This window comes from Glutamicibacter sp., from assembly GCF_050701915.1.
Lineage (GTDB): Bacteria > Actinomycetota > Actinomycetes > Actinomycetales > Micrococcaceae > Glutamicibacter.
The window spans coordinates 1-25,142 of sequence record NZ_JBOGEG010000017.1 but is presented as its reverse complement, the minus strand read 5'-3'; the positions used below and the strand labels follow the sequence as shown (position 1 = coordinate 25,142).

24 protein-coding genes and 1 tRNA gene are annotated in these 25,142 nt (G+C 61.3%); 10 read left to right on the top strand and 15 right to left on the bottom strand.

Features of this window, described 5'->3' with window-relative positions; translation table 11 throughout:
* Positions 1-37 precede the first annotated feature (37 nt).
* The 5 genes from ACRDT3_RS11265 to ACRDT3_RS11245 all read left to right on the top strand — a co-directional run bounded on the left by ACRDT3_RS11265 (position 38) and on the right by ACRDT3_RS11245 (position 5,459).
* The gene (locus ACRDT3_RS11265; RefSeq protein ID WP_431493054.1) at positions 38-1,390 is read left to right on the top strand and encodes an ABC transporter substrate-binding protein; all 1,353 of its coding nucleotides are present in this window, start codon (positions 38-40) and stop codon (positions 1,388-1,390) included.
* A 95-nt stretch (positions 1,391-1,485) separates the two neighbouring features.
* Positions 1,486-2,478: a carbohydrate ABC transporter permease gene (locus ACRDT3_RS11260; protein WP_431493053.1), complete on the top strand. Its 993-nt coding sequence runs from the start codon at positions 1,486-1,488 to the stop codon at positions 2,476-2,478.
* Entirely contained in the window at positions 2,471-3,310 is an 840-nt protein-coding gene (locus ACRDT3_RS11255) for a carbohydrate ABC transporter permease (RefSeq protein WP_431493052.1), read from the top strand. The genes ACRDT3_RS11260 and ACRDT3_RS11255 overlap by 8 nt, the downstream gene beginning before the upstream one ends.
* An 18-nt stretch (positions 3,311-3,328) precedes the next feature.
* Positions 3,329-4,435 (top strand): Gfo/Idh/MocA family protein, encoded by a 1,107-nt coding sequence (locus tag ACRDT3_RS11250; RefSeq protein WP_431493051.1) that lies wholly within the window; start codon positions 3,329-3,331, stop codon positions 4,433-4,435.
* Positions 4,436-4,448: 13 nt separating this feature from the next.
* Positions 4,449-5,459, top strand: coding sequence for a sugar phosphate isomerase/epimerase family protein (locus ACRDT3_RS11245; RefSeq protein WP_431493050.1), 1,011 nt, complete (start codon positions 4,449-4,451; stop codon positions 5,457-5,459).
* Between the two features lie 7 nt (positions 5,460-5,466).
* On the opposite strand, the gene ACRDT3_RS11240 is transcribed toward ACRDT3_RS11245, so the two are convergent.
* The 4 genes from ACRDT3_RS11240 to cobA all read right to left on the bottom strand — a co-directional run bounded on the left by ACRDT3_RS11240 (position 5,467) and on the right by cobA (position 9,517).
* Entirely contained in the window at positions 5,467-6,240 is a 774-nt protein-coding gene (locus tag ACRDT3_RS11240; protein ID WP_431493049.1) for an IclR family transcriptional regulator, read from the bottom strand.
* A 202-nt stretch (positions 6,241-6,442) separates the two neighbouring features.
* Positions 6,443-7,351: a carbohydrate kinase family protein gene (locus tag ACRDT3_RS11235; protein ID WP_431493048.1), complete on the bottom strand. Its 909-nt coding sequence runs from the start codon at positions 7,349-7,351 to the stop codon at positions 6,443-6,445.
* A 46-nt stretch (positions 7,352-7,397) separates the two neighbouring features.
* Positions 7,398-8,498: a uroporphyrinogen-III synthase gene (locus tag ACRDT3_RS11230; RefSeq protein WP_431493047.1), complete on the bottom strand. Its 1,101-nt coding sequence runs from the start codon at positions 8,496-8,498 to the stop codon at positions 7,398-7,400.
* Positions 8,498-9,517 (bottom strand): uroporphyrinogen-III C-methyltransferase, encoded by a 1,020-nt coding sequence (cobA, locus tag ACRDT3_RS11225; protein WP_431493046.1) that lies wholly within the window; start codon positions 9,515-9,517, stop codon positions 8,498-8,500. The genes ACRDT3_RS11230 and cobA overlap by 1 nt, the downstream gene beginning before the upstream one ends.
* Before the next feature lie 290 nt (positions 9,518-9,807).
* Here cobA and ACRDT3_RS11220 point away from each other — a divergent pair, with 290 nt between their 5' ends.
* Positions 9,808-10,473, top strand: coding sequence for an alpha-ketoglutarate-dependent dioxygenase AlkB family protein (locus tag ACRDT3_RS11220; protein WP_431493108.1), 666 nt, complete (start codon positions 9,808-9,810; stop codon positions 10,471-10,473).
* Positions 10,474-10,478: 5 nt separating this feature from the next.
* Here the strand turns inward: ACRDT3_RS11220 and ACRDT3_RS11215 are convergent, their stop codons facing one another.
* A complete protein-coding gene (locus tag ACRDT3_RS11215) occupies positions 10,479-11,357 on the bottom strand; it encodes an endonuclease/exonuclease/phosphatase family protein (RefSeq protein ID WP_431493045.1) in 879 nt (292 codons plus the stop codon).
* 208 nt (positions 11,358-11,565) lie between these two features.
* On the opposite strand from ACRDT3_RS11215, the gene ACRDT3_RS11210 reads away from it, so the two are divergent.
* On the top strand, positions 11,566-12,792 hold the full coding sequence (locus ACRDT3_RS11210) for an MFS transporter (protein ID WP_431493044.1): 1,227 nt from the start codon (positions 11,566-11,568) through the stop codon (positions 12,790-12,792).
* Positions 12,793-12,800: 8 nt separating this feature from the next.
* Here the strand turns inward: ACRDT3_RS11210 and ACRDT3_RS11205 are convergent, their stop codons facing one another.
* Positions 12,801-13,226: a VOC family protein gene (locus ACRDT3_RS11205; RefSeq protein ID WP_431493043.1), complete on the bottom strand. Its 426-nt coding sequence runs from the start codon at positions 13,224-13,226 to the stop codon at positions 12,801-12,803.
* Between the two features lie 192 nt (positions 13,227-13,418).
* Here ACRDT3_RS11205 and ACRDT3_RS11200 point away from each other — a divergent pair.
* Positions 13,419-13,494 (top strand) — tRNA-Ala (locus tag ACRDT3_RS11200).
* 133 nt (positions 13,495-13,627) lie between these two features.
* Positions 13,628-14,200 carry a dihydrofolate reductase family protein gene (locus ACRDT3_RS11195; RefSeq protein ID WP_431493042.1) on the top strand — a complete coding sequence of 191 codons (573 nt, stop codon included), beginning with the start codon at positions 13,628-13,630 and terminating at the stop codon, positions 14,198-14,200.
* A 14-nt stretch (positions 14,201-14,214) separates the two neighbouring features.
* On the opposite strand, the gene ACRDT3_RS11190 is transcribed toward ACRDT3_RS11195, so the two are convergent.
* The 9 genes from ACRDT3_RS11190 to ACRDT3_RS11150 form a co-directional block, all read right to left on the bottom strand.
* Positions 14,215-14,802, bottom strand: a complete 588-nt coding sequence (locus tag ACRDT3_RS11190; RefSeq protein WP_431493041.1) for an NADPH-dependent FMN reductase — start codon at positions 14,800-14,802, stop codon at positions 14,215-14,217.
* A 57-nt stretch (positions 14,803-14,859) separates the two neighbouring features.
* Positions 14,860-15,276, bottom strand: a complete 417-nt coding sequence (locus ACRDT3_RS11185; protein ID WP_431493040.1) for a cupin domain-containing protein — start codon at positions 15,274-15,276, stop codon at positions 14,860-14,862.
* 2 nt (positions 15,277-15,278) lie between these two features.
* Positions 15,279-16,052 (bottom strand): IclR family transcriptional regulator, encoded by a 774-nt coding sequence (locus ACRDT3_RS11180; RefSeq protein ID WP_402735165.1) that lies wholly within the window; start codon positions 16,050-16,052, stop codon positions 15,279-15,281.
* 31 nt (positions 16,053-16,083) lie between these two features.
* Entirely contained in the window at positions 16,084-17,436 is a 1,353-nt protein-coding gene (locus ACRDT3_RS11175; protein ID WP_431493039.1) for an MFS transporter, read from the bottom strand.
* Between the two features lie 193 nt (positions 17,437-17,629).
* Complete coding sequence (locus ACRDT3_RS11170) at positions 17,630-18,883, bottom strand: aminopeptidase P family protein (protein ID WP_431493038.1); 1,254 nt, start codon at positions 18,881-18,883, stop codon at positions 17,630-17,632.
* A gap of 295 nt (positions 18,884-19,178) precedes the next feature.
* Positions 19,179-20,804: a BCCT family transporter gene (locus ACRDT3_RS11165; RefSeq protein ID WP_431493107.1), complete on the bottom strand. Its 1,626-nt coding sequence runs from the start codon at positions 20,802-20,804 to the stop codon at positions 19,179-19,181.
* A gap of 121 nt (positions 20,805-20,925) precedes the next feature.
* A complete protein-coding gene (locus ACRDT3_RS11160) occupies positions 20,926-21,720 on the bottom strand; it encodes a creatininase (RefSeq protein WP_431493037.1) in 795 nt (264 codons plus the stop codon).
* A 382-nt stretch (positions 21,721-22,102) separates the two neighbouring features.
* Positions 22,103-23,557: an HNH endonuclease gene (locus tag ACRDT3_RS11155; protein WP_431493036.1), complete on the bottom strand. Its 1,455-nt coding sequence runs from the start codon at positions 23,555-23,557 to the stop codon at positions 22,103-22,105.
* Between the two features lie 131 nt (positions 23,558-23,688).
* Positions 23,689-24,348 (bottom strand): GntR family transcriptional regulator, encoded by a 660-nt coding sequence (locus ACRDT3_RS11150; RefSeq protein WP_431493035.1) that lies wholly within the window; start codon positions 24,346-24,348, stop codon positions 23,689-23,691.
* 151 nt (positions 24,349-24,499) lie between these two features.
* Between ACRDT3_RS11150 and ACRDT3_RS11145 the strand changes: the two genes are divergently transcribed.
* Positions 24,500-25,142 (top strand): aminotransferase class I/II-fold pyridoxal phosphate-dependent enzyme (locus ACRDT3_RS11145; RefSeq protein ID WP_431493034.1); only part of this gene is annotated, 643 nt, incomplete at its 3' end.

The window sequence follows — 25,142 nt, the reverse complement described above, 5'->3', positions numbered from 1 at the left end:
CCTTTACAGCACCACCCGCACCTGAAAAGGAACCAACATGTCTGCACCACATTTCAAGAGCAAGCTGGGGCGCTTCACCGCGATCACCTCCATTGCAGCGCTGTCGCTCAGCGGCCTGGCCGCCTGCTCCGGCTCGGCTTCCGGCTCCGGCTCGGAAGAAGCCGGCGGAACCATCACCTACTGGGCTTCGAACCAGGGCAGCTCCGTCACCCAGGACGAAGAGATCCTGGGCGAATCCATCAAGCGGTTCACCGAGGAAACCGGCATCGAGGTCGAGCTGGAAGTCGTCCCCTGGGCTGACCTGTACAACCGCATCCTCACCGCCGTCTCCAGCGGCGAAGGTCCGGACGTGCTGAACATCGGCAACACCTGGGCCACCACCTTGCAGGCCAGCGGCGCCTTCGTCCCCTTTGAAGGAGAGGCGCTGGAAGCCGTGGGCGGAGCGGAAAAGTTCGTGCCGGCAGCCCTTGCCACCGGCGGCGCCGAAGGACAAGCCCCAACCTCGCTGCCGTTGTACTCCATGGCCTACGGGCTGTACTACAACACCAAGATGTTCGACGAAGCCGGCATCAAGCAAGCGCCGAAAACCTGGGATGAATTCTTGGCCACCGCCAAGAAGCTGACCAAGGACACCGACGATGACGGCAAGGTCGACCAGTACGGTTTCGCCTTGGCCGGACAGCGTACCGCCAACAATGCCCACTCCGCATTCATCCTGGGCATGCAAAACGGCGGCGAGCTGTACACCAAGGACGGCAAGCCGGACTTCACCAATGATGGCGTCGTCAGCGGCGTCAACGACTGGATCCAGCTGATGGGCGAAGAAGGCGTGGTCTCCAAGTCCAACGCCGAGATCAACGATGGCTCGGTCCTGCCAGGGGAAATCATGGACGGCAACGCCGCCATGTTCTTCGACCAGGCCCCGGGTAAGTCCTTCAACGCCGCCGACTTCAAGGACTACGCCATGGCGCCGATCCCGCTGAAGAACGCCGATGCCACCGGGCTGGAAGCCACCCAGTCGCTGGTTGCAGGCATCAACGTGAGCGTCTTCGAGAACTCGGATAACAAGAATGCCGCCCTTGAATTCGTGAACCACCTGGTCAGCGTCGATGAGCAGAAGAAGCTGAACGCCAAATACACCTCGCTGCCATCGGTCACCGAAGCCTTCGACGACCCGGCCTTCGACACCGCCGAGCAGCAGGCCAAGAAGGGGATCCTGGCCAATAACGCAGCCCCGATGCCGCTGTTCCCCACCGAAGGGCAGATGGAATCCCTCGTAGGCGAGGCCATCGCCAAGCAATTCGCCAGGATTGCCCAGGGCGAGGAAATCACCGAGGCCGATGTCCGCAAGGCATTGGAAGACGCGCAGAAGCAGATGCCGGCTAGCTAGCGGCCCGACACGTTGCACTGGCTGCGGGAGCGGACCTCCTTGCGCCCCCGCAGCCAGTTGCAGCACACAAATTCGTTTTCAAGAAAGGAGACCGAATGTCGGCGCCAGCCCAGACACCGCCTCGAATCAGCGAACCGCTCAAGCCGCGCACCGCTTCAAAGGCGATCAAGCGCAGTTCAATCAAGCGCGACCGGTTCTTCCCCTATGCGCTCTCAGCTCCCGCAGCATTCCTGGAACTGCTGATCCATATCATCCCGATGCTGCTGGGCGTATGGATTGCCTTCCTCTCGCTGACCCAGTTCTCCATTGCCAACTGGGTCAAGGCCCCGTTCGTGGGACTGCAGAACTTCACCACCGCGCTGGACCCCAACGGCCCGATCGGTTCCCAATTCTTCGACGCCCTCGGGCGGACGTTCTTGTTCACCTTCTTGGTAGTGGCAATCGCCTGGAGCCTTGGCATCTTCGCCGCGGTACTGCTGGCATCCAAATTCCGCAGCAACGGATTTTTCCGCACCCTGTTCCTGGTGCCCTACGCACTGCCAAGCTACGTCACCACCATCGCCTGGGCGTTCATGTTCAACCAGCGCGATGGCATGGTCAACCGCTTCCTGGTCGAAGACCTCGGGATCCTGGAGGAAGGGCCGTTCTGGCTATTGGGCGGGAATTCCTTCTTTGTCATGGTGGTTGTCGCCGTCTGGCAATTCTGGCCTTTCGCTTTCCTGATGCTGCTGGCCGCCCTGCAATCCATCCCGAACGAAGTCTATGAAGCCGCTTCCCTGGATGGAGCCAGCCTGTGGAAGCAGTTCACCAGGATCACCCTGCCAATGATCAAGCACGCCAACGTGGTGCTGCTTTTGATGCTGGGACTGTGGGTGTTCAACCAGTTCGACATCCCCTACCTGCTCTTCGGCCCGGTGTCCCCGGAAGAAGCAACCCTGATTTCCCCGTTGATCTACCAGCAGTCCTTCAACAACTGGAACTTCGGCGTGGGTGGCGCCTTGAGCGTCGTCCTGCTGATTGCCCTGCTGATCGTCTCAGCGTTCTACATCCGACTTGTCATGCCGAAGGGAAAGAGCATCGATGATTGAGACCCGCGGCTTCCGCATCCTGCGAGTTTTCGGACTAGCGTTCATCACCCTGATCATCGTGCTGCCGCTCTACGTGGTGCTCACGACCTCCATCAAGCCCCTCAAGGATGTGCGCGGCGCCTTCGAGTGGATTCCCTCGGAAATCACGCTGGCCCCGTACCTGGATATCTGGACCACGGTGCCGCTGGGCAAGTACTTCGCCAACTCGTTGATCGTCACCATCAGCGCCACCATCCTCTCGGTTTCCATCGCGATCCTGGCCGCCTATGCGCTCTCGCGCTTCGACTTCCGCGGCGCACGGTCCTTCCGGCTGATCGTGCTCTCCACCCAAATGTTCCCCGGCATCCTGTTCCTGCTGCCGCTCTTCCTGATCTTCACCCAGCTGGAGCGTGCCGTGGGACTGCAGCTGAACGGAACCTACCTGGGACTGATCGTCACGTACATGACATTCTCCCTGCCATTCTCCATCTGGATGCTCACCGGGTTCTTTGCCGCCATGCCCAAGGAACTGGAAGAGGCGGCCATGGTTGATGGACTTGGCCGGCTCGGCGCACTGGTCAAAGTGGTCCTGCCGGTGGCACGCCCCGGCATCATCGCGGTGTCGGTTTATTGCTTCATCACGTCCTGGAGCGAAGTGCTCTTTGCCAGTGTGCTCACCAATTCAGATACCAGGACGCTGTCCATCGGCTTGCAGGCCTACGCTTCGCAGACCGATGTGTACTGGAACCAGATGATGGCCGCTTCGGTGGTTGTTTCGATTCCGGTGCTTGTCGGCTTCCTCTTTGCACAACGACATCTGGTCGCAGGCTTGTCCTCCGGCGCGGTCAAGTAAGAAAAGACAAGGAATTACATGTCCCAGTTGAACAGCCAGCAGGCTGCACCGGCCATGCAGGAACTGAAGGTCGGCGTCATCGGCGGCGGTTTCATGGCCCGGACCCACGCCGATGCGATCCGCCGGGCGGGAGCCCAGCTGATCGGGGTGCGATCCAACGGGGAGCAGTCCACCGGGCAAGCTTCGGCCGCCCTGGGCGTGCCCGGTTTCGACAGCGTGGAAGCGCTGCTCGAGCAGTGCGACGCCGTCCATGTCACCTCGCCCAATGCGTTGCACGCCGAGCAGGCAACCGCTGCACTGGCAGCTGGCCTGTCCGTTGTTTGCGAGAAGCCGCTGGCGACCAGCGCCCAAGGAGCCAGCGAGCTGGCATTGCTGGCATCCCGGTCCCAGGCCGTGGCTTCGGTGCCGTTCGTCTACCGCTACCACCCGATGGTGCGGCAGGCCCGGGCCCACGTGCAGGAGGGGAAACTTGGCCGGCTGCTCACCGTGCGTGGCCAGTACCTGCAAGATTGGATGCATACGGTCAGCGACAATAACTGGCGGGTGGAACCAGCCAAAGGCGGCCCCTCACGGGCCTTCGCGGATATCGGTTCGCATCTGGTGGATCTGCTGGAATTCATTGCGGGGGAGCGGATCGTCCGGCTGAACGCGACCACCTCCATTGCCCACAAACAGCGGGGCGCAGTGGATGTCGATACCGAGGATGCAGCTGCCCTGATTGTGCAGATGGCTTCGGGAGCCATCGGCACGCTGATGGTTTCGCAGGTCAACGCCGGCCGGAAGAACGCCCTGACCATCGAGCTGTCCGGAGACCGGTCAGCGCTGGAATTCAAGCAGGAAAAGCCGGAAGAACTGTGGATCGGCAAACCCGACATGTCTTCAATCCTGTCCCGCCAGGCCGCGGACCTCAGCCCCGATGCTGCACGCTTGTCCGTGGTGCCTGCCGGGCACCCGATGGGCTACCTTGATGCTTTTGCCGCTTTCGTGGCCGACACCTATGCGGCGATCCGCGGCGTTGCACCCGGAGGGCTTCCAACTTTTGCCGATGGCGCCCGCGCCTGCCGTTTGACCGATGCCGTTTTGGAATCAGCTGATTCCGGAGACTGGATCGCCACCGATGACTAGAGGAGAAACCACCATGAACGCTACGCATCCAGTTACGCTTTTCACCGGGCAGTGGGCTGATATGCCTTTCGAGGAGGTCGCCCGCCTGGCTTCTGAATGGGGTTATGACGGTTTGGAAATCGCCGCCAGCGGTGATCACCTGGACCTCAAGCGTGCCGACGAGGACCCGGCCTACCTTCAGTCGCGGCTGGATATCCTGGACAAGTACGGGCTGAAAGCTTGGGCGATCTCCAATCACCTGGACGGCCAGGCTGTCTGCGATGACCCCATCGACTTCCGCCACCAGGCCATCCTTCGCGACTATGTCTGGGGCGATGGAGACGGGGAAGGGGTACGCCAACGGGCAGCGGAGGACATGAAGCGCTCGGCACGCGTCGCCCGCAGGCTCGGTGCCGATGTAGTGGTTGGTTTTACCGGCTCGAAGATCTGGCAGTACGTCGCGATGTTCCCGCCGGTGCCGGGCGAGGTCATCGATGCAGGTTATGAGGACTTCGCGAATCGCTGGAATCCGATCATGGACGAATTCGATGAGCAGGGCGTGAAGTTCGCGCTGGAAGTGCACCCATCCGAAATCGCCTACGATCACTGGACAACCGTGCGCACCATGGAAGCAATCGGCCACCGCGAGGCCTTCGGATTGAACTGGGATCCAAGCCATATGTTCTGGCAGGGCATTGACCCGGTCGCATTCATCACCGATTTCGCCGAGCGCATCTACCACGTGGACTGCAAGGACACCCGGATGCATCATCCCAATGGGCGCAACGGCATCCTGGGCTCCCACCTGCCGTGGGGCGACCCCCGCCGGCGTTGGGACTTTGTCTCCACCGGCCACGGAGACATCAACTGGGAAGATGCCTTCCGCGCACTGGACTTCCACGGGTACAAGGGCCCAATCTCCATTGAGTGGGAAGACGCGGGAATGGACCGCTTGCATGGGGCGAAGGAAGCTGTGGGCTACATCCGCAGCCTCCTGTTCAAGCGCCCCGAAGCGTCCTTCGACGCGGCATTCTCAAACCAGTAGCAGCTGGCTAGGAGGGACGCTTGCCCTGCACCCGGGAGGTAATCACCGAAGCGGTGGCGCGGATCTGCAGCAGGAGATTCTCCCACTGCTCTTCGGGGACACGATCAGCCAGGAAGGTGACAGCAACGGCTGCCACCGGCCAATCGTTGGAATCCCGGATTTCTACCGCGAGCGAGTGGAAATCCGGGGTGACATCCCCGCGCTCTACGGCATAACCGCGCTGCGTGCTCTGGTCCAGCTCGCGGCGCAACTGCGAGTAGCTGGAGATCGATGATTCAGCCACGCGCTCCGAGAAGCTGGCGGCTCCGGGGTAGAGCGCACGCACCTGGGATTTGGGCAGCGCGGCGAGGATGGCCCTGCCAGAGGCGGTCAGATGCGAAGGCAGGCGAACACCCACATCGGTAACCAAAGATGGCCGGCCCTTGGCACGTTCCTCGACTATATAAAGAACATCGGAACCATGCAGCACGGCCAGATGCGCGCTTTCCCCGAGCTTGTCGACCAGCTGGGCAATCAGCGGGGCACCCAATCGGGCCAGCGGTTCCTGGCGGGTGTAGGCGCTGGAAAGCTCGAAAGCTGAGACCCCCAAACCGTAGGATTTGTCCTCTGGATAGTGGGTGATGAATCCATGCTCCAGCATCACGTTCAGCAGCTGGTAGACACTTGATCGAGGAAGCTCCAGCAGCGTAGCGATCATTGCTGCCGGAGTCGGGGTCTTCCGGCTGGCCAGCAACCTGAGGATCCGCAAGGTGTTGTCGGCGGCTGGAACCTTGCTGCCCATGGGGGCCTCCTCAAAGAATCGTGCATAGTGCTCTGCAAGGAACTCTAGCAACCTGATCTGCTGTTTCCTTCGATAATCCAAGCCGCTGCGGTGAACGCGGGCGGATAATACGTGGCACCCACAACGAATGAAATAAATAGCCGCTGGGACCAGCGCCATTCCCGGCGGAGATCCCAGCGACTATCGGCCGGATATGAAAGTCCTAGCGCGTCGTGGCGCTGAGGAAATGATTCAGTTCATCGAGCGTTGGAGGGTTTGCCCCGGCGCGCGACACGGTGATTCCCGCGCACACCGAAGCGATCTGCATGACCTTCTCCAGCTCGACGCTGTCCAGCTCCGTGCCATCGCGCAGGGACTTGGCCAGCGAGCTGTCCAAGATGGCGTGGAGCAGCCCAGCCATGAACGCATCCCCGGCGCCGACCGTATCTACGGTGCGCACCGAAATCGAGGGAACCATGACCTCGCTTTGCCTGGTCCGGGCCTCGGCGCCACGTGCGCCGAAGGTAATGATCGCTAGCGATGCCCCGCGGTCCAAGAAGTGCTCCAGGATGCGGTTGGTGTCCCATCCCGGATAGAGCCATAGGGCGTCTTCGTCACTGAGCTTGACGACATCCGCCAGCCCGGCCAGCTTCTCGATTTGCTTGACCGATTCTGCCCGGTCCGCAACCAACTCCGGACGCAGGTTCGGATCGAAGCTCAGGATCTGGCCGGGAGGGGATGCCTCGAAAGCCTCATGGATTCGAGCGGCACTTGGACCCTGGAACGCGGCAACGGAACCTGAATGGAACAAGGTGGCTTGGGTTGAAGCCATGCTCTGCAATTTGCAGTTCAGCTGGAACTCGTAGTTGGCATCTCCGGACTCGTCCAGCACCACGGTGGCGCTGGAAGTCTGCGCATCGGTGTGTGATCCGGCTGCGAGCTGCACGCCTGAGGCCGCCACATGTTCGGCGATCAGCCGTCCATGCTCGTCATCGCCGATATCTGTCTGGAGCAGGACTTCGTGGCCCAAGCGGCCTAGTCCAACAGCAACATTCATCGGGGAACCGCCGGGATGCGCCACACCATCAACGATGTCGACTAGAGCTTCACCGGCAACCTGAATAGTAACCATGACATTGATCCTACGTAACCCGGAGGGAAAAAGCCCATTAGGGCGATCACACATTCAGCCTGTACCCACGTTTGATGACCGTGGCGATGATTTCCGGCTGGGGCAAAGCCTTGCGCAGTCGGCTCAAGGTCATATCCAAGGCATGCTTGGAACTGGCTTCCGGGAGTGCTGCCCCCAGCTCGTCGCGGGACAGGACGCTGCCGCCAGCCTCGATCAGCGCGCGAACCAATTCGGCCTGCCCGGGAGTCAACTCGCAGTCCTCGTCCTGGACCGAGAGGGTGCGTCCGCGCAGCTGCACCTGGCCGTGGACCGTCTGCGCCTGCAAGGTGCCCAGCGAGCCCAGATGCTCCACGAGCTGGCCGATCATGGCGCCCATGCGATGGCGCTCGGGAACCAGCGGGCAGATGCCCGCTTCGATCAACGGGGCGGCGGTCACCGGTCCAACGGTGGCCACCGCGACGCGCTCGGCCAGGGAGCGCAGCAGGGCGGGCAGGCGATTGCGGGCCTTGGCAGCCGCGAACAGCGCGTGCACGCTTGGCGCGCTGGTGAAGGTCACCGCGTCGAAGTGGGCGGCGCAGAGGCCCTCTACCAGTGCAGAAATCCCGCTATCGCTGCTGGTGTCCTGCCAGCGGTAGGGCTCCACCCGCAGTACCCGGCGAGCGCCCAGCTCGCGCAGGCTCTGGGGCATTCCATGATCGGAATCGGCATGAAGCTGCAAGGCTACGGTGGCGCCTTGGAGTTTGCCCTCCAGTAGCTGAAGCATGGAGGCGCTGCGTCCGTCCTTGGCCACTGCGGCCGGTTCGAGGCCCAGCGCCTTGACGGCGCCGTGGGCTTTGGCCCCGCGGACGTACAGCTGCGCCTGCCCGAGCGCGGCTAGCAGCTCGTCGCCGATTCCGGCGGCCTCGGAGGTATCAACCCAACGGCGCAGCCCGTAGGCGGTGGTAATGACGACTACCTGCGGACGGACCTCAATCAGCTTTTGCGTCTGCGCGATCAGTTGCTGCTCGTCGTCCAGCGGTGCAAGCTGAAGCAGCGGGGTATGGGTCACTTCGGCGCCGCGGCGTTCGAAGGCCTCGATGAGTTCTGCTGAACGGCGGTCGCTGGTGACGGCTAGCCGGAAGCCGGACAAGGGTTTGGGGCTGCTCATCAGGCCACTTCCAATTGCGGTTCCAGCGGGACTGGCTCTTCTTGCGTTGCAGTGTTCAGCAGGCTGGCCGGCAGTCCGGCGACTTCCCCGATGACAATGACCGCAGGGTTGGAATGGCTGCGGGCTGTTTCGGCGAGCTTGGCCAGCTGGGTGCAGCTGGTGCGCTGGATATCGGTAGTGCCGGATTCGATGATGGCGCATGGCATTTGCGGGTCCATGCCAACCCGGTGCAATCCGGCGACGGTCTGCTCGAGGGTGCCCATGCCCATGAGGATCACGATGCTTCCGCCCAGCTTGGCCAGGTGGTCAAGCTGCGCATCGCTGAGTGGATCGTGGGCAGAGACTACGGTGAACATGGTATTGACCCCACGGGCGGTGACGGGGATGCCGGCTGCTGCTGGAACGGTGATGCAAGAGCTCAGCCCCGGGATGACGCTGATCGGGATGCCCGCAGCGGTCGCGGCCGCGATTTCTTCGAAGCCGCGGCCGAAGACAAAGGGATCTCCGCCCTTGAGCCGGACTACGGAAGCTCCGCCGCGGGCGGCTTCGATCATCAGGGATTCGATTTCCCGTTGGGTGAGCTTGTGGTGACCGGGGAGTTTTCCGACATCTACGATTTTCGCTTGCGGTGCGAGAGCCGGCAGGTGCGCTGCGGGCCCGAGCCTGTCGGCGAAGACGACTTCTGCCTCGGCAAGCGCCCGCACTCCGCGCAGGGTCAGCAGGTCCAGTGCGCCGGGGCCTCCGCCTAGCAGGGTGATGGATCCGGCCTGGGGCGTTGGTACCAGGTGCATTACCGGGATGCGCGATGCCTGCACCACCGAGGCGAAGCGCAGCGGTTCGGCATCGCGAATCACCAGCAGGCCGGCTTGTTCCAGCAGCTGTATTGCCTGGAAGGGCTCGTCGGCGGTGAGCACCGTGGCGCCCTCTGCTTCGAAGCGAATCGCAGTATTTTTGCTCTCGGATTTACTTCCAGCAATCAGCACAGTGCATCCGCGCAGTTCGAGGTCGATGCCAATCATGGTTTCCTTGATTCTGCTCGAATTTCTAGGGGTGACATGGGATTCTCCTTGAACTAGTGGATGCATTCAGCTTAGGGGTTCAGGTTTTCCCGGAGGTATCGCAAATGTTTCAAGCGCAATAAATCGAGTAAAGGTTAACCTTTTCGAAATCTTCGCGAGGGTAAGACGAAACACAAAGTCACTAATGTAAATATTGTTGCGAGGCACCGGCCTGGCTGATCCTGCAAAGTTCAGTGAGCGAATACGCGGGAGACTTGCCGAGCTCTGCCTGCAACGGGCACGCTGGGAACATGGAATCGCTTTTCGACGACAGCGCACTGCCCCGAATCGGGGGTGCACTGCGCCCAGGAGCCTGGCACTTGCCGGGGTGGCTGGACGCGACTGCGCAGCAGTGGATCGTCCGGCGCTTCTTTGAATGGGGCAGCGGGCCTGTTCCGCCGCACCGTACAACCGTCAACGGCCATCCGATGAGCGTGCAAAGCTTGTGCCTGGGGTGGCATTGGAGCCCGAGCCGCTACTCCAAGACCGCTGACGACCTGGACGGACAATCCGTGGCGCCCATGGAAGACTGGTTGATCCGCTTGGGCAAGCAGGCGGTCGCTGAAGCTACTGGGGACCGGCAGCGCGCGCAGGACTACCAGCCCGATGCGGCAATCGTGAACTTCTACGACGCGCAGGCCGCCATGGGCATGCACCAGGATGCGGAAGAGCGCATCAACGCCCCGGTGGTTTCGCTGTCCATCGGCGATTCGGCAACATTCCGCCTGGGCAATACCGAGAACCGCAACCGGCCATGGCAAGAGATCCGGCTGGCCTCGGGGGACCTGTTCGTTTTCGACGGCCCGTCACGCTTTGCCTATCACGGGGTTACGAAGATCCATGCGGGGACCGCGCCTGCAGGCTTGGGCCTTGGCGGCGGACGCATCAACATCACGCTGCGCCAGACCGGGCTGTAAGGGGACTAGTTCCCCAGGTCGATCGTGGCAAAGAGCGCGTAATGATCGGATTCAGCGATTTCCAGCCGCTCCAAACCGGCTGATTCGACTCCGCGCAGCATCACATGGTCAATGCCGAGCATCGGGAACAGGGACCGCGGCCAGGTCAGGGCCAGGCCCCAGTCGCTGTAGTGGGCTTCCTCCAGCTGGTTAGCGACAGGTGCGAAGTGGCGGTCCGAGCTGGTGGCATTGAAATCTCCGGCGGCAACGATCTTTGAAGAATCATCATCGGCGAGGTAGCCGGCCAAGGAGGCAAGCATCATGTCCCGCTCATGGTGCCCGGTGGGCCGGGCCGAAGCGGCATGCACAGCGTACAGGCGCACATCTCCCTTCTCGCTGGCCACGTCCACCCGCAACGCGCGGTCCCATCCCAGACCCAGGTCCAGGGGTTCGGGATTCTCCAGCGGATAGGCGCTCCACACGCCTACGGTGCTGACCATGTAGCTGTAGGGATGGGATTGGGCGAGCTCTGCGGTGATCTCCGGCTCTTGGCCTTCTCCGATTTCCTGCAAGGTGATGACCTGCGCGCCGTTGGCGGCCAATTCCCGGGCGGCCTGCACGCCCGCAGACTCGTGGACGTTTTGCGTGGCAACGCGCAGGGACGCTTCCGGGACGCGTTGGTCCGAAGGCAGGAAAGCTGGCCCGAAGAGGACCGCCCAGGCAACTACGGGTACGAGCAGGCCGATGAAGCTGATGCGTCCGCGCACCACCAAGGCCATGAGCAAGAGCACCGGAATGCCGATGCCCATCCACGGGGCCAGGTTATCGACGATCAATCCGAGCCCCAGGACATCGGGGATCTGCTGGTGGAACACCATCAGCCCGGCCAGCGCGAGACAGAGCATGACAAAGAAGAACCTCGCGATTATTCGCGAGGCCGACAGGCGATGATGCGATGAATGAGGCATAGGACTTAATACAGTGGCACAAAATACTGTGGGATTCGTAATTTTCGGCTTGGGGATTGCCAATCTCGCGCGATGCAGTCACTACGATGGATAAGAGCGCCGAGGGAGCCGCTTCCCAAGACCCTGCCATGAATTGAGAAATTGAATGACTGCCTACCTATCTGGCGGAAAACTACTGCTGGCAATCGTTGCCTTGGCCATGGGCGGCGTCGGCATCGGCGTCACGGAATTCGCCATGATGGGCTTGCTCCAGGAAGGCGCCGCTGACCTTGAAGTGGGCTATGCGCAGATGGGCCTGATGATCAGTGCCTACGCGATTGGCGTGGTGGTGGGCGCCCCGGTGCTCACTGCGCTGGCTGCCAAGATCCCGCGCAAGCGTGCGGTGCAGCTGTTGATTCTCTTCTTCACGCTCGCCAACCTTTCCTCATTCTTCGCCCCGGACTACAACACCATGCTGGTGACCCGTTTCCTTGCTGGCCTGCCCCACGGTGCCTACTTCGGTTTGGCCGGTGTGCTTGCCGGCAGCCTAGTTCCGGCCACGATGCGCGGGCGCGCCATTGCTTGGGTGATGCTCGGGCTTTCGGTGGCCAACGTTGCCGGTGTCCCATTGGTCACCCGCCTCGGCCAGGAATTCGGCTGGCGTTCGATGTTCCTGGTCGTCACCGCGATCGGCGTGTTGACCGCTGTGCTGATCAGCCTGTTCGTCCCATGGCGCAAGACCGATGCAGGGGCGAGCATCCGCCGCGAGCTGACCGCCTTGAAGAGTGCCCAAGTATGGCTGGCAATGCTCACCGGCATTGTCGGCTTCGGTGGATTCTTCGCGGTGTATTCGTACATCTCGCCAACGCTGACCGAAGAAGCCGGGCTGCCAATTGAGCTGGTTCCGCTGGCTTTGGCGCTTTATGGCTTGGGCATGGTCGTCGGTTCGCTGGCCGGTGGCCGGCTTGCCGACTGGTCGATCTTCGGCGCGATCAAGCTCTCTTCCGTCTTCATGATCGCCACCATGCTGATTTTCGCGGCCGTGACCAGTTGGGTGGTTCCGACGATGATAATGGTATTCGTGATGGGCGCGGTGGGTTCCCTGCTGATCCCTGCATTGCAGACGCTGCTGATGGATTCGGCCCCGCATGCGCAATCGCTGGCTGCCTCGTTGAACCACTCGGCATTGAACGTTGCCAACGCCTTGGGCGCCGCCCTGGGTGCTGCGGTGATCGCTGCCGGCTACGGCTTCCGCGCCCCCTCGGTGGTCGGCGCTGGCCTGGCCGCCTTGGGCTTGCTGATCGCTTGGATTACCCAGATCCGCGCGAAGAAGGTGGGCCTGCTCGTAGGCCGCGAAGCTATGGAAGCCCGCGAACAGGCGCGCACCCACTAGCGCTTGGGCTAGCTTGCCACCGCGGTGATGTTGAACATCCAGACCACGCCGAACTTGTCGCGCAGCTCGCCAAAGGAGTCACCCCACGGGGCCGGCTCCAATGGCACGTTGATCTGGCCGCCTTCGGCCAACCCTTCCCACCACTTGGTCAGGGTTTCTGCGTCGGCCTCAGCGACGCCGTCGCTGCTTAGCGCGATCACGCCATTGCCTCGGACGTCCATTTCAGGCGGGGTATCCGAGGCCATGAAGTGCAGGCCGCGTTCGACGAATAGCGAGGCGTGCATGATCTGGTCGGCAAGGGCCGGATTATTGTCATTCATGCCCTCCTGGAAAGTCATCATGGAAAGCTCGCCACCTAGTACCTGGTGGTAGAACTCCATTGCTTCCTTGGCGTCTCCGGCGAAACGCAGGTATGGGTTCAGTCCGATGGTCATGGGATTGCGCCTTTCGAAGGAATGGGATGGGGCCGGCAGGTCCCGCCCCATATTCTTCCACTTAGGGAGCACCATGTGAATAGCAGAGTGTGACCAGCGTCTCGAATGGCCGATTTGGCGTTTTCAACAATGCTCCGGTAGAGTTTTATCTTGGTTCAGCGGTTGTTCAAACCGCGGAAAACCACCTCGTTTGGGGGTATGGCGCAGTTGGTAGCGCGTCTGCATGGCATGCAGAAGGTCAGGGGTTCGAATCCCCTTACCTCCACCAAATGGAAACAAGCCGAGAAACGTCAGAAATGATGTTTCCCGGCTTTTTCGCATTCTCCTAAGGTGCTGCTCGCCCATGCTGTAGGGTTGGCTCAATTTCACAGAAAATCCCGACTTCGAGCCAAGGGAGAATCATGCGAGAACTGACCTACTTCGTTGCAGTGAGCCTGGACGGGTACATTGCCGGTCCGAACGGCGAATTCGATGCTTTCGCAGTGGCTGGTGCCCATGCGGAGCCCATCTGGGACCGCTACCGCGGCACCGCGCCGACCCAACTGGCGCAGGCGGCCGGACTGCCCATGGAGGGAGGCCCTTTCGATACGGTGATGATGGGATGGAATACCTACGCGATCGGCTTGCCTGCACTGCCCAGCCCGTACTCGCACCTGAGGCAGATTGTCTTCACGCGCGAGCACCCTTCGCCTCCAGGAAGCCAAGAGGTGCAGTTCACCGATGCGGATCCGCGAGAGGTAATCCGGGAACTGAAAGCCGAACCGGGTGGCGGCATCTGGCTGTGCGGCGGAGGGCAGCTTGCCGCCAGGCTCCGTCCGGACATCGACAAGTTGGCCTTGAAGGTCCAGCCGGTGATGTTCGGGTCGGGTATCAGGCTCTTCGGGGACACCGGGTATGCCCCGGATCGCTGGAAGCTGGAGAGCATGCGGTCTTTTGCATCCGGAGTCTGCCTTGCCGAATACTCGCGCGGCTAGCACCCGGTTTGCGGTTACAACCCTTCATCTCCGATGTGGCCGGCGGCCGTCGAATCGAGCACGCGCTCAACGAACGCAGCGTACTCGCCCATGTAGTGGGCCAAGAACTTCTCGGTGTCCGGGTTGCTGATGCTCCCGTCCGCGCCGAAGTCATCGGGACGGTACTGCAAATAGACCTCGGGGGAGTTCAGCTGCGGGGCATCCAGGAAGCTGAGCACGCTGCGCATGCTGGACTGCATGACCGCGGTGCCGATGGCTCCGACCGAAGCACCGAGCAGGCCGGTGGGCTTGCGCGCGAAGGAATTGGTGCCCCAGGGCCGAGAGCCCCAGTCGATGGCGTTCTTCAGCGCACCAGGAATCGAGCGGTTGTACTCCGGGCTGATGAACAGCAACCCGTCCGAGGCCTCAATGGCGGATTTGAGCGCGGTCCCGGCCTCCGGATAGTTCGCATCGTAGTCGGCGCTATACAAGGGCAGATCGCTGATCGGGATTTCCGTGAAACTGAGGTTTTCAGGTGCCAGGGCAATCAGGGCCTTGGACAGGACGCGGTTGATGGAGTTCGTGGCGAGCGAACCAACGAAATAGCCGATGTTGTAATCCATGGCACCACTTCAGCACCGGGACCAGGGTCGGCAAAAGGTACTTGGGCAAACTCCCAGCTAAGCCAGGCCGCCTGGATGACCGCGCTGCGCAATCTGGTGCGAACCGAAGTCCGAGAAGTCGGCGACACCCGGCGGGCCCCAAACAGTGAGCACGCGCAGGTCCGTGCCGCCGGGATTGCACAGGTCGTGGTCCACTCCGGCATCGGCCAATACGCTGTCACCGGGACCGAGCTCGTATACGCGCTCGCCGACCCGCATCCGCGCCCGGCCCTCGATCACCTGGTAGAACTCCTGCAAAGCTCCCTGGCCCTCGTGGCGATGGAAGCCCTCGAAGCCGCCTGGTTCTATCACCCAGGTCTGGATGGCTACCGGCATCCCGGTGTGCCCGGCGAAGTGGTGGCTGACCTTCATGGCTGAGCCTTCGTGCATCCGGTAGTCGAAGGCATGGGCATCGCGCGCTTCAAACGGATCCATGGCTATCCCTCCGCCTGGTATCCCAGCCTGGTGCTGATTCGCCTTGCTGCGGCACGGGTGCTGGAGCAAAGCTGCTCCAGCTCATCGGCGCCGATGCGGTAGAACGGAGCGGCGGTCATGGCGCAGGCGACGAGTTCACCGCGGTGATCGAGAATTCCTGCGGCCACTCCGACCTCCTCGGCGGAGGTCTCGCCGTAGTTGACCGCGTAGCCCCGCTCGCGTACAAGATCCAGGCGTGCCTGGTATTCGGCGGGGGCCGTGCCGGCAAGATCGATCTCTCCGTTGGAGATCAGCTCCGCGCGGCGTGCTGGATCCTCATTGGCGAGGAATACCTGGACGGTAGCGCTCAGCCCCGAACGGTACCGCGACCCCATGACCGAGGTGTGCTTGACCAGATGGGTTGAAGGCAGCTGTTCTACCGAAATCGACTCGCTGCCGTCCCAGATGTTCAGTACAGCGGTCTCGCCGGTAGCTTCACGCAGATCTTCCAGAATGGGGTAAGCCACCTGCCGCACGTCCAGGTTGGCAAGCAATGGTCCGGCAATGGCAATCAGGCCGACACCCAAGCGGTACTTGCGGGTTTCCGCGTCGCGATCCACAACGCGTTCCTGCTCAAGGGTGGCCAGAATGCGCGAGACGCTCGATTTGTGGAGGCCGACCTGCTCCGCGATTTCGGTGACGCCCACTACCGGGCGCTCAACGGTGAAGCAACGGAGCACATCGAGCACGTTGACGATCACCGAGGTACCTCGGGTTTCACTGCGAATTTCAGTCATTTCCCCTCCTGAGTTGCTACTATCCTACGGCTCAAACCAGTGGTTTGCGGCTGGTTTCGACCGAGCAGGCCACCGCCACCAGCGAAATCACCGCTGCGCCCATCAAGTACCAGCCGGGGGCAAGGACGTTGCCGCTGGTGGCAATGAGCAATGTGGCCACGAATGGCGCCGTTCCGCCAAACAATGCATTTGAGAGGTTGAACGACACTGCGAAGCCGGAATAGCGGACCTTGGTGGGGAACATTTCCGCGAGGTAGCTCGGAAGGGTGCCGTCGTTGAGCGTGAGCATCGCGCCGAGCAGGATTTGAACCAGGACGATAACCAAGAAGTTTCCCGATTCCAAAGCCATGAAGGCAGGAACGGTGAACAGGATGAACAGAATCGATGCGCTGATCAAGACACGCTTGCGGCCGAAGCGATCCGAAAGCATGCCGGTGACAAAGATGAATCCAACGTAGGTCAGCAGCGCAACGGTCGTTGCCAGATAGGAACGGGTGGCGTCCAGTCCGAGCTCTTCGGAGAGATAGGTCGGCATGTAGGAAAGGATGACGTAGAACCCGACGGCATTGAGCAGCACTGCGCCCGCAGCCTGAACCAGCTGGCGCCAGTGGTTCTTCAGCAACGACCCGACTGGGGATCCCTCGGGTGCGGAAGACTCGGACGCTTCAAGGAAAGCAGGCGAGTCCTCCAGCTTGGTACGGATGTAGCGGCCGATCAGCCCCATGGGCGCAGCTAGCAAGAACGGTATGCGCCATCCCCAGGACTCCAATTCCCCGGATGACAGCAACCCGGTCAGCCCGGCGGCCATCAGCGAGCCGAAGAGCAGGCCGGTGGCGGTGCTGGCCGGAACCACTGCCGCGTACAGGCCGCGCCGGTTGGCTGGGGCGTACTCGACCAGGAAGGCGGAGGCCCCAGCATACTCGCCGGCGGCAGAGAAGCCCTGGACCAGGCGCAGGGCCAGGAGCAGCAGGGGTGCGCCAAAACCGATGGACGCGTAGCCGGGGAGCAGCGCGATGCAGAAGGTGGCACCGGTCATCATCAGAATCGACCAGGACAGGGCTTCGCGCCGCCCGATCTTGTCGCCCAAATGCCCCCAAATGAACCCTCCGACAGGACGGACCAGGAAGGAGATGGCAAATACGCCGAAGGTCATCAGCAAACCAGCCTGCGGATCATCGCTGGGGAAGAACACGGCGGCGATGGTGACGGCCAGGTAGCCGTAGGCCGCGTAGTCGAACCATTCCACGAAGTTGCCGATAAAGCTGGCAGCGATCACCTTGCGGCGGGTCTTCGCGTCAATGGTGCGGGACGGGGCCACGCCGGTGGCCGGTGCAGCCGTGGTTCCGGTGGGGGCTTGCGATGGGGAGTTGCTGGAATGGTTCATGGGGTGAAACCGCCTCTGGAGGGCAACGGCTTTGGCCAGTGCTGGCTTCTTTGCCGCTGGAATGATGAAGTGTTCCGGCTGACCGGTGGGTGGTCGTCGGTTCTAGGCGCAGCCCCCGTGCTTGCTGCGCATCAGATGGTTAAAACAGCCGTGGGGCGGGGTTGGGGCCCCGCCCCACGGTTATCGCTTGCCCCTAGGCATCGATGATGTTGTTCCGCGGGCCGAAGCCGAACTTGGTGATGTTCTCGACGCCACCGTCCTCGCCGATGACCAGGATGTCGTGCTCGCGGTAGCCTCCGGCACCTGGCTCGCCATCAGCGACGGTGATCATTGGCTCCATCGAAACGACCATGCCCGGCTCCAGGACAGTCTCGATGTCCTCGCGCAGTTCCAGGCCAGCTTCGCGGCCGTAGTAGTGCGAGAGCACGCCGAAGGAATGGCCGTAGCCGAAGGTGCGGTTGGGCAGCAGGCCGTGGGAGATGTAGATCTCGTTCAGCTCCGCGGCGATGTCCTTGCAGACCGCGCCGGGCTTGATGAGCTCCAGTCCGCGCTTGTGCACCTCGACGTTGACGTTCCACAGTTCCAGGCTGCGGGCATCCGGTTCTCCGAGGAACAAGGTGCGCTCCAGCGCGGTGTAGTAGCCGGAGGTCATCGGGAAGCAATTCAGCGAGAGGATGTCCCCGCGCTCAAGCTTGCGGGTGGTGGCCCAGTTGTGGGCGCCGTCGGTGTTAATGCCCGACTGGAACCAGACCCAGGTATCGCGCACTTCGCGGTGGGGGAAGGTCTTGGCGATCTCGTGCACCATCGCTTCGGTGCCGATCAAGGCTACTTCGTATTCGCTGATGCCTTCGCGGATGGCGGCCTTGATGGCTTCGCCGCCCAGATCGCCGATGCGCGCACCGTGCTTGATGACTTCGATTTCCTCTGCGGACTTGATCATGCGCTGGCGCATGGCGTCCTGCGAAACATCTACCAGGGCCGCACCGTCGAAGGTGTCGGCGATCTGCTGGCGGGTGCGGCCCGGCAGGAAGTCGTCTTCCACGCCGATCCGGCTTGCCTTCACTCCATCGCGCTTGAGCGCTTCCTGAAGGCCGTAGAAGAAGTTGTCGCGCTTCCAGTCGGTGTACACGATGTTGTCGCCGTAGCTGGTGCGCCATGGCATTCCGGCATCGATGTTCGCGGTGACGGTGGTCGAATTGCTGGCGGTGACCACCAGGGCGTAGTTGCGGCCGAAGGTGGTGTACAGGAAATCCGAGTAGTACTTGATGCCGTGGTAGCTGGTCAGGATGACCGCGTCCAGGGACTTGGCGGCCATGATCTGGCGCAGGCCGGTCAGGCGGCGCTCGAACTCTGCATCCGAGAAAGTCAGTGGCTGCTTGGTGCCGTTGTGCAGGGTCTTCAGGCGTGCCAGTTCGGAAACGTTGGTGGCGATGTTGGCGGTAGTCATGGTTTTGGCTCCTTGTGGGAAATCAACTGTCAAGGGAGGCCGGCCCAATCAGATGGATTGCGAGGATTCATGGGAATCGCCGGAGAAGAATTACGTGTTGCGCTCACTGCAACGCCGTTGCAACTAGATTATGTGTGCTCTGCATCACTGTCAAGGGTGGTTGTGAAATCTTTTTCTTCAGTGCGGTAAATTTGGATTGACCTGCATGAATATGAAAACCATTCGGTAGAGAAGAAGGCCGCGAAGCGCAATATGACGAGCTTCGCGGCCTTCATTCCAATGCAGGATTTTCCGTTCAGTTTTGCTGATCCCGTCCCGGTTCTGCCTTGAGGATCGCTCCGTCGCCGTCGGGGTCGGCAACGAAGACAAGGTTCGGGTCAGGGTTATTGATGTCCTTTTCCAGCTGCTTGATCGCCTTGTCCCGTTTGAGCAGCCTGCGGATCAGATTGATAATCATCAAAATGATCACGAACGAGAATGGGAAGGCTCCGATGATTGTGCCGGTTTGGACCGTATCCACCACCGCGGTTCCGCCCATGGTCAGCAGCACTGTGGTCACCGTTGCGACAGACAGCACGAGAACCACGCGGAAGACTGGACCGGATTTACCCGGGGCGGAGACGAACTCACTGAGCGCGTAAATGCCTGAGTCCAAGGAGGTCACGTAGTAGGTGGCCACCAGGACGGTGGAAACAACTAGCAGGACCGTGCCAACTACCGGCAGGGAATCAAGCATGGCGAACAAGCCGGAGGAGGTGTCCTCGGCAACTGCGCTGCTGATGCCACGATCAGTCTGGTCATCGTAGTACAGGGCGGCGGAGCCGATCACTGCAACCCAAACCATCACGATCAATGACGGAATGATGGTCACGCCGAGGACGAATTCGCGGATGGTGCGGCCACGCGAAATGCGCGCAATGAAGCCGGCGACGAACGGCGAGAAGGCAATAACCCAGCACCATATGAAGACCGTCCACCAGCCGTTCCAGCTGTCTTGCCATGAATCCAGTGTGTTGGCGGCCAGGCCTGAATCGGTCCACAGGCTCATATTCGCGAAGTTCGTGAAGAAGCTGCCGAAAGTCTGGGACATATTCGAGATGATGTACAGCGACGGGCCGAAGACCAGCACCGCTGCGATCAGCGTGATACTGAGGATCGAGTTCAATCCGCTGATTCGAGCCATGCCCTTGTTGATGCCGACGATGGCCGAAATTGAGGTGATGCCAGCGAAGATCAAAATGACCATGAACCACATCATTGGGCTGGCGGCCAATCCGGTGAAGGAAGTCAGGCCCGAGGAGAACTGCATGGCCGCGAATCCGAAAGATGTAGCCAGGCCAAGTACGGTCGCGATAATTGCCAGGAGCTCAACGATGACTCCGGCTCCGCGACGCGACCAGCGGGGCAAGATGTCGACTGTAGCTTCGCGGAAAGTCAAGGTCTTGCCGAGGTTGTGATGCGAGTAAGCCAAGCACACTGCCACGGCGCAATACATGGCCCAGGCGGTCAAGCCCCAGTGGAAGTAGGTCCAGACGATGGCGCCTTCTTCGCCGCCGCCGTTCGGTCCTGCCGGGATGACGGGGTTTTCATCGCGCAGCATAATTGGTTCAGCAACTGACCAGAAGATCAGGCCGATGCCTTGGCCGCAAGCGAACAGCATGGAATACCAGGCGAACTTGCTGTGCTGCGGTTTGGCATTTGGGCCGCCAAGGCGGATCTTGCCAACTCGGCTCATGGAGAGCCAAATGCACACCACCACGGTGAAAACTGAATACAAGATGAAGAGCCAGGTGAATTTTCCGGTGACGAAAGTGCGCATTTCGGAAATCGTGGCTGAGGCGGCTTCTGGATTGGAAAGCACCCAAATCATCACGGCAATAATCAATACTGGCGGGATTACGCGAATGAGCAGCCGGTCCATGGGAGGTATGTGCCTCCCCATGAAACGCGGCACCTCAATTTGCTTCTTGTTGTCCTCGGATGCCCGGGGTGATTTTGCGGACTTTTTCCGGTCTCGGGATGTTGAGCTATCCACCGACATGCTATTTCACCTCGATGCTGATGTCGCCCAGTAGCAGCTCGCCTTTGAGCGCATCTGCAACGTGGTCAGTGATGGTATCGAAAAGTAGCTGACCGCGATCTGCCGTGGCGCCCTTCGCGGAAGAGAGGCAACCGCTGTCCGGCGTGCGTGATGGATCCTCCGGGAAGATGTCATAGGGCGTGAGCTTTGCCGGCGGGTGGTCGACGACCCGGTCCATATTCACCAGCTGCGGGTGGAGCAACAGCATCAAGGAGGTTTCGAGGATGCCTCCGTGCTCGATGTCCCAGCCGAGGAAACCGTCGGGGAAGACCTTGGCCAAGGTTTCCTCATCGACAAAGTCCCAGTAGGACAGCAGGATGGCACGCGAGGTGGCCCCGGCGGCTCGGCACTTGGCTACAGCGTTGTCCAATCCCTCGTAGATGAACTGGTAGTTCTCGAAGTGCCCGTTGAGCACGACAACATTATCGAAGCCCTGGGAAATGAAGGATGCGACCACGTCCTCAACCATCAGACTAAGCGAAGAGCCGCCGAGGCTGGTGGTGCCTTGGCGGTGGTTGCCGCCCCCGGAGCGCGGCTGGGACTTGTAGCCGTAGCTGAATGCCGGCGCGACCAAAGCACCTGTGCGCTGCGCAACCGCTTCAGCGATGGAACGCGAGAGCATGGCATCTACGCCCAGCGGCATATGCGGTCCGTGCTGTTCGGTGGCTCCGGCCGGGATGATGATGGTGGATCCGGTACGCGCTACGTTCTCGGCGTAGGTCTGGGCATCAAGTTCGTCAATGAATACTGAGTGCATGGAATTCTCCTGAATCCGTGGGGCAAGTATTGCCGCAGGCGGGAAATATTCTGTATCGGAGTCTGGTTGCAAGATACGCAACGCTGTTGCACTGAATCATTTCAGTGGCTCACATCACAGTCAAGCCTCCTGGTGAAAAATTTCCCTGGTTGTCCTCGCAGGACCGGCATCTGATCGACGAGCGGGATGAAGGAGGTGCCAAGCCAATGCGGTATCCAGAAGCCCGCCTGCCGGGTTCACGAAATTCGAATTGTTGCGCAGGGGACGCAGGCCAGGCGGGTCGGCCTGCGCGGTTTAGCGCGCCGCGCAGGGTGGCGCTGTAGGTGATGCGTGGTTGCGTAGTAGCGGCGGGCGGCGTTGATGAGCGGTTTCGGCTCGCCGCTCACGGCTCCGGAGGCTCGGGTGGATTCTTCAGGCGTTCCTTGAGTTTCTGCAGCCAGGTGCCGTCGCGCATCAGCTGCGGGAACGGCCTGTGCGCGTACCCCGTGGCCGGTGGCGCGGTGGATTCGTAGGACATCGCCGAGCCGGGGCAAATGGTGATGCTGTGCCCGTTGCCGTAGGCCGTGTATTCGTACCATCCGGCGGCTTGCTTGGCCTTGTTGCAGGCCGCGCAGCGGCCATCGCCGTTGAAGACCGTGGTCTTGCCGCCACGGGCGTACTGCTTCACGTGGTCTATTTCCTCCACGATGCCGTCGCAGAACGGGGTGCGGCAGTGCCGGTCGCGCACGGCGATGAACTTCTTGAGCTTCTCCGGGAAGATCCGTGCCTTGGAGTCCATGGAGATCAGTTCCTGGTCGCCCGGCGCGGTGTAGAAGCGGGCGAGTTCGGTGCGCACTTCGATTTGCTCGATGTTTTCGCGGGTGAGTTTCGCTTCCATCTGCTCGAAAGTCAGATCGTTGGGGATCTGGTGCCCGCCGATCCATTCACGCACGCTCTGGGCAGGGATGTAGCCGTAGCCTTCCAATAGCGCTGGTTCGCGTTCGCCGGCGAACAGGGCCCGGTCGGTCATGATCACTCCGATGTTCAGGGCGACGGGCATTTTGGAGGGCTCGCCGATCATCATGTAGCTGAAGAGCAAATCGGCGCGGATCTGGGTGCGGGTGCGCGGGTCGCCTTTCTTGCGCAGGGTCTTGGATTCCTCGTCCAGATAGCGCTTGAGGCACATGCCCGGGAGCAGGGGGTATTCGCCGCGGATCTTGATGCAGCCGTGCTTCTGGTCGATTTCCAGGGTGAGGTTGCGTTGTTCCTCGATGGTTTTCTGCTTGATGGATTCCGGGTCGGAGGTGTAGGCGAGGACGAACTTGCGGACGGTGTCCTTGATCTGGGTGGTGCCCATGGAGTCGAACATGTCCGGGTTTTGGGCGTAGAGCTGGTCGAATTCGGTGCGGCGCTGGGCTCTAAGGTCCTGGAGCGGGGTCAAGATGGCCTGGGTTTGGGCTTCGGTGAATTCTCCGCGGGAGCAGGCGGCGGCCAGGTGCGGGGTGTCTTCGAAGAGGATGCGGCAGTTGACCAGGTAGTTGCGCATGCCGTGCGGGGATTGCTTGCGGGCCAAGGCGACGCAGGCGGCGGCGCCGCGGGTTTGGTCATCCATGTGGACGCCGCGTTCCTCATGGTCGCGCACGAAGCTCTTCTCGATCTGGTGGGAGAGGCAGGCTTGCTGGTAGCGGATGTAGGAGGCTAGTGCTTCGAGGCCTTCGATGGCGTGGGCGCATTCGGCTTTGGTGCCGTGTTCTTCGAGCTGGACGAGGTCTTCTTGCAGGTTGTGCAGGTGCAGGTCGAAGGGGTCTGGCGGTGCTGGTGGGGTGAGGCTGTTTCCGTGCGCCTTTGCTTCGGACATGTTCTAATTATACTTCGCTTATTCGAACATGTCTTCGATTTCTTGCAATGGGGATAACTATTCTTGCGCCAGCGAAAGCAGCGTATCCCAGCGCGCAGCCGCGGCAAGGCCGGCCTGTCGAGGGCGGCAGGCTAGAGGACGGATCGCACCGATTTCTCGAAATGCACAATATGCTCCAGGGCCAAATCATGCGCCAACTGCGCATGCCCGTCGAGGATGGCCTGGAGCAGCGAGACATGCTCCGCGATGTGCTCGTCGATGCTCGGCAGGCGATCCAGGGCCATGCACCAAATGCGGGTGGCCAGATTGTCCAGACGGATCAGCGTCTGTTCCAAGTGATGGTTGTTCGCCGCCTGGTAGATCAGCCGGTGGACCTCCAGGTCGTTTTCCATGAGCGTGCGGCGAAGGTTCTCGCCCGAGAGCCGGCTTACCGCTTCAAGCGTCGCCTCGATGCCGGAGCGCGCACTGCCTCCGCTCAGGGTTGCCGCTCGTGCCGCGGCCAGGGGTTCAAGCGCCTGGCGGACCTCGGTGATATCGGCCAGCTCCGTGATGTCCACCCGGGTGGCGAAGGTGCCGCGGCGCGGGTAGGAGTGCACCAGGTGGTCGACCTCAAGGCGCTTGAGCGCTTCGCGCAACGGCGTGCGCCCCACGCCAAGTTCGTTGACCAGCTGGGCTTCGTTGATCGGGTCGCCGGGGGCGATGTCCATCATGATGAGCCGGTCCCGCAGAATCTGGTAGGCCCGTTCGGCCATGGACTCTGCGCCCATGGGAAGCTGCGTGGTGGTTGTCATCCTGCCTCCGATTTCTCTGCTTTATTCTGCATGATTGCTACGCGCCGAAATAATTTCGGATTACCCATTGACCGGGCTGCGACTTCCATCATACAGTGAAACGCAGATTGATATATCAGTTGTCGGCAATTCATACATTTAGGAATGGGCAATGGCACAAGCTTCAACTCTCGCGGCAGAATCCCTGACCGCAGACCTCGCACATCTCGACCCTGAAGTAGCGCAGCGTATTGACGCTGAGTTGGCCCGCCAGCAGCGCGGCTTGGAAATGATCGCTTCGGAGAACCACACTGCGCAGGCAATTATGCAGGCGCAGGGTTCGGTGCTGACCAACAAGTATGCCGAGGGCTATCCGGGCCGCCGCTACTACGGCGGTTGCGAAGAGGTCGATGTCATCGAGACGTTGGCTATCGAGCGCCTCAAGGAGCTGTTCGGGGCGAAGTTCGCCAATGTCCAGCCGCACTCCGGTGCGCAGGCCAATGCGTCGGTGTACCACGCACTGGTTCGCCCAGGCGATACCGTGCTCGGCCTGAATCTGAACCACGGCGGCCACCTGACCCACGGCATGAAGCTGAACTTCTCGGGCCGCCTGTTCAACATCGTTCCTTACGGTGTAGACGAGCAGACCTACGAAGTGGACATGGATGAGGTGGAGCGCCTTGCCATCGAGCACCAGCCGAAGATGATCGTTGCAGGCTGGTCGGCGTACCCTCGCCAGCTGGACTTCAAGCGCTTCCGCGAAATCGCTGACAAGGTTGGCGCGTACCTGTTCGTGGACATGGCGCACTTTGCTG

Coding starts and splice junctions, on each gene's coding strand:
- ACRDT3_RS11220 (WP_431493108.1), top strand. CDS start 9,808: ATGGAATCGCTTTTCGACGACAGCGCACTGCCCCGAATCGGGGGTGCA.
- ACRDT3_RS11195 (WP_431493042.1), top strand. CDS start 13,628: ATGCGAGAACTGACCTACTTCGTTGCAGTGAGCCTGGACGGGTACATT.
- ACRDT3_RS11185 (WP_431493040.1), bottom strand. CDS start 15,276: ATGGATCCGTTTGAAGCGCGCGATGCCCATGCCTTCGACTACCGGATG.
- ACRDT3_RS11235 (WP_431493048.1), bottom strand. CDS start 7,351: ATGGTTACTATTCAGGTTGCCGGTGAAGCTCTAGTCGACATCGTTGAT.
- ACRDT3_RS11190 (WP_431493041.1), bottom strand. CDS start 14,802: ATGGATTACAACATCGGCTATTTCGTTGGTTCGCTCGCCACGAACTCC.
- ACRDT3_RS11155 (WP_431493036.1), bottom strand. CDS start 23,557: ATGTCCGAAGCAAAGGCGCACGGAAACAGCCTCACCCCACCAGCACCG.
- ACRDT3_RS11245 (WP_431493050.1), top strand. CDS start 4,449: ATGAACGCTACGCATCCAGTTACGCTTTTCACCGGGCAGTGGGCTGAT.
- ACRDT3_RS11160 (WP_431493037.1), bottom strand. CDS start 21,720: ATGCACTCAGTATTCATTGACGAACTTGATGCCCAGACCTACGCCGAG.
- ACRDT3_RS11150 (WP_431493035.1), bottom strand. CDS start 24,348: ATGACAACCACCACGCAGCTTCCCATGGGCGCAGAGTCCATGGCCGAA.
- ACRDT3_RS11175 (WP_431493039.1), bottom strand. CDS start 17,436: ATGAACCATTCCAGCAACTCCCCATCGCAAGCCCCCACCGGAACCACG.
- ACRDT3_RS11165 (WP_431493107.1), bottom strand. CDS start 20,804: ATGGACCGGCTGCTCATTCGCGTAATCCCGCCAGTATTGATTATTGCC.
- ACRDT3_RS11180 (WP_402735165.1), bottom strand. CDS start 16,052: ATGACTGAAATTCGCAGTGAAACCCGAGGTACCTCGGTGATCGTCAAC.
- ACRDT3_RS11230 (WP_431493047.1), bottom strand. CDS start 8,498: ATGAGCAGCCCCAAACCCTTGTCCGGCTTCCGGCTAGCCGTCACCAGC.
- ACRDT3_RS11265 (WP_431493054.1), top strand. CDS start 38: ATGTCTGCACCACATTTCAAGAGCAAGCTGGGGCGCTTCACCGCGATC.
- ACRDT3_RS11170 (WP_431493038.1), bottom strand. CDS start 18,883: ATGACTACCGCCAACATCGCCACCAACGTTTCCGAACTGGCACGCCTG.
- ACRDT3_RS11210 (WP_431493044.1), top strand. CDS start 11,566: ATGACTGCCTACCTATCTGGCGGAAAACTACTGCTGGCAATCGTTGCC.
- ACRDT3_RS11215 (WP_431493045.1), bottom strand. CDS start 11,357: ATGCTCTGTCTCGCGCTGGCCGGGCTGATGGTGTTCCACCAGCAGATC.
- ACRDT3_RS11260 (WP_431493053.1), top strand. CDS start 1,486: ATGTCGGCGCCAGCCCAGACACCGCCTCGAATCAGCGAACCGCTCAAG.
- ACRDT3_RS11205 (WP_431493043.1), bottom strand. CDS start 13,226: ATGACCATCGGACTGAACCCATACCTGCGTTTCGCCGGAGACGCCAAG.
- ACRDT3_RS11250 (WP_431493051.1), top strand. CDS start 3,329: ATGTCCCAGTTGAACAGCCAGCAGGCTGCACCGGCCATGCAGGAACTG.
- ACRDT3_RS11255 (WP_431493052.1), top strand. CDS start 2,471: ATGATTGAGACCCGCGGCTTCCGCATCCTGCGAGTTTTCGGACTAGCG.
- cobA (WP_431493046.1), bottom strand. CDS start 9,517: ATGATTGGCATCGACCTCGAACTGCGCGGATGCACTGTGCTGATTGCT.
- ACRDT3_RS11240 (WP_431493049.1), bottom strand. CDS start 6,240: ATGGGCAGCAAGGTTCCAGCCGCCGACAACACCTTGCGGATCCTCAGG.